This is a genomic window from Campylobacter sp. MIT 21-1684 (genome assembly GCF_026241315.1).
Classification (GTDB): Bacteria; Campylobacterota; Campylobacteria; order Campylobacterales; family Campylobacteraceae; genus Campylobacter_D.
Window position 1 is genome coordinate 1 of sequence record NZ_JAPHNA010000043.1, and the last position, 2,583, is coordinate 2,583.

The following is a 2,583-nucleotide window of genomic DNA, read 5'->3' on the forward strand; positions in this document are numbered from 1 at the left end:
TTGGTATCCTGTATCAACTCGATGTATTGGCAATACCTGCCTTGCCATCGCTAATCACAAAGCTGGAGCATTCAGTAAAAGACTTACAGTTGGGGAATTAAGTGCTTGGAGAACAGCAACTTTAGAGCAAGATCCAAAACAATCTAATTATTATTTAGGCTTCTTGGTTCAAAATAATTGGTCTATAAATAGAAATGGGCAAAGGTATAATTATTTTACCTATTCAGCTATTATGTTAGATCCTAGTGGTCGTATTCATCAATTATCTAGCCAAGTGCTTAATAATAACCTAATCATTAGACAATTAAGCAATTCATATAAAAATCAATTTGATAGATATTTTGGTGGATTGAGAGTTTATTAAGAATTTTATTTTTAGATAAAAAATGATAAACAATATAAATTCATATCAAAACAATATTCACATAGCTGTCGATAATAACACAAAAAACAAAGATATTATTTCAAAAAATAATACTTCTCTTGTTGTCCAAGATACATCAAAAGCTATAAACCGAATTTTAGGCTATGACGTGGATAGTGAAGGCTATTTCACAAGTGGTTTTAACGAAGTAGCAGGAATACCAAAAGAGTTTAAAATCTATGCAAGGGGTGCTGAAAATTTAATGGAAGACTTTAAAAATAATTTAAGTATTTTTGTAGATATTGATATTGTGAAAAGTTTAGGCAGGGCGTATAAAGTTTTTTCACAACTCACACCACAAATTAGTGGAAATTTTACACAAAAAGACTTAGAAAATTTCCCACAATATTTTCAATACAATGACAAAAGTTTAGAGCTTACAAAGATTTATACCAAAGAAGAATATATAAATATCAGTTACACAGAAGAAAGTCTATTTAATAATCTACTAGATTGCTTAAGTTTTCCAAGTCTTAGTATTGGTTTGGATTTTGTTGATAAAAATAATGATATTTTTGAATCGAGTCGTCATATTAATTTAGGAGAAAATGCCTATAAAAACGCAGATGGTTCTATCTCTAAGGGCGGAGTTTTGATGGCGTTTTTGGCTAATGGTGTGTCATTTTTGCGAGGCGAGACGACAGTTAGTGGAAAGTTGGCTGGATTTGATGAGAATTTTGGTGCTAAAGAAAGAAGAGAATTGATAAATTTTATGAAAGAAAATCCTATACTTTACGGACAAAATGAAAATGAAATTGGAAAAAATTTAATCAAAGAACTCACTTTAGGTGATACATTTACAGATGTAGAGGGATTTAAACAAGAATGGCTTAAAATGAAAGCTCAAAGCGATGAAGCAATGAAAAATCATCAAAACAATATGGCTTCATTTTCAGGCACAAACACTCGAAACAAAGAAGAAAACTCTAAAAAATCGTTCAAGTCTATACAAACGGAGAGTAAGAGCCAAACTTATAAAGATAAGAATTCTAATAAGAATTTAGACCTTGCTAAAATGGAGCTAATGAAAGAAATATTAGATATTCTTTTCAATCAAAAGTCAAGTTCAAATTCTAATTACAAAGAGTTGCACTATTTTATTAGTTCTAAAACAAGCATTGGCTTAAATATTTTAGTAAATCCAAATTTTTTAAGAGAATTTATAGCTTCTAAAACAAAAAAAGTGGATATAAAAGCATAAGCTATAAATTTATTTCCTTATCAATGTTGATGGCTACTTTTTATGCCTTAAAATCGTAGTAATTCATCTGAAAAACGACAAGAAAGCTTTAAAAAGAATAACTAGTTTCTGGTCCATTTTTTAAATTTTTGTGCTTCTAGTATTTTGTTAATTTTATCCCTTAAAACTTCTTCCACAAACTTATCCCAAAGAGTGCATCAGGTGCAGCAGAGCTTCCTCCAAAACTACTATTAACAGAAATTGCTGTGCTAGAGTTGAGGCTGTATGTTGAACCTAGAGAGATAGTAGGGATAGAGCGTAGCTGCGAGTTTTGATTTCCATTAATTTTTTGTTCAGTTTGAAAACGTTGTTCTGCTCCTAAGTCTAAAGTGATTTTAGGGCTTAGGATTATAGAGAGGTCGCCTCCTAGATAGAAACTATTGCCGTATTCTATTTTTGCAAAGGAAAAATTGCGTTTTTGATTGTAGTTAACACCGACATAAATGCCATACACAACAGGGTCGTTATATCCTCTTAATGCGCCTTGCAGGTTTTGGGATTTGAAATAGAAGTTTGTATTTTCATTAATGGCTTTTTCTCTATGGACTAATGCTGTTTGGAATGTGATTTGTGGGACAAAGTCAGCTATTGCTTCTGCGGTATAGATAAAACCTAACCACAGAGAGTTAAAATTGAAATTGTTTTCACTAGAGTAAGCATTCGTAAAGAAATTATTATATTCTTTTCTCGCATAATTCCCATTAGTTGAAATGAGTATATCTAGTTTTGGGTGGAGTGTGTAGATAAACATTTGATTTAAAGTTAGTTGCTTAGTATCATTCCATACTGTTGGATCTCCACTAATGAAAATATTTGGATAGAGTGAATAAGAGTTTGCATTGCCTGTACTTAGCAAAGAAAGGCTTGTAATACTTCTTAATCCTAATTGCTTCTTAAAAACATTATCAATGTTTAGCTC

Annotated in this window: 3 protein-coding genes; 2 read left to right on the plus strand and 1 reads right to left on the minus strand. The window is 31.1% G+C overall.

The annotated features are described in order from the left end of the window. Together OQH62_RS08400 and OQH62_RS08405 are read left to right on the plus strand one after the other, a co-directional pair. Positions 1-364, plus strand: a 364-nt coding sequence (locus OQH62_RS08400) for a hypothetical protein (RefSeq protein ID WP_266016098.1), incomplete at its 5' end; no start/stop codon positions are given. A 22-nt stretch (positions 365-386) separates the two neighbouring features. Continuing rightward, positions 387-1,625, plus strand: coding sequence for a Cj0814 family flagellar-dependent secreted protein (locus tag OQH62_RS08405; RefSeq protein WP_266016099.1), 1,239 nt, complete (start codon positions 387-389; stop codon positions 1,623-1,625). Between the two features lie 160 nt (positions 1,626-1,785). On the opposite strand, the gene OQH62_RS08410 is transcribed toward OQH62_RS08405, so the two are convergent. Then, the coding region (locus OQH62_RS08410) for a hypothetical protein (protein ID WP_266016101.1) at positions 1,786-2,583 on the minus strand (798 nt) is incomplete at its 5' end.

Excerpts from the sequence above, each read along its gene's own strand:
- OQH62_RS08405 (WP_266016099.1), top strand. The coding sequence starts at position 387 with ATGATAAACAATATAAATTCATATCAAAACAATATTCACATAGCTGTC.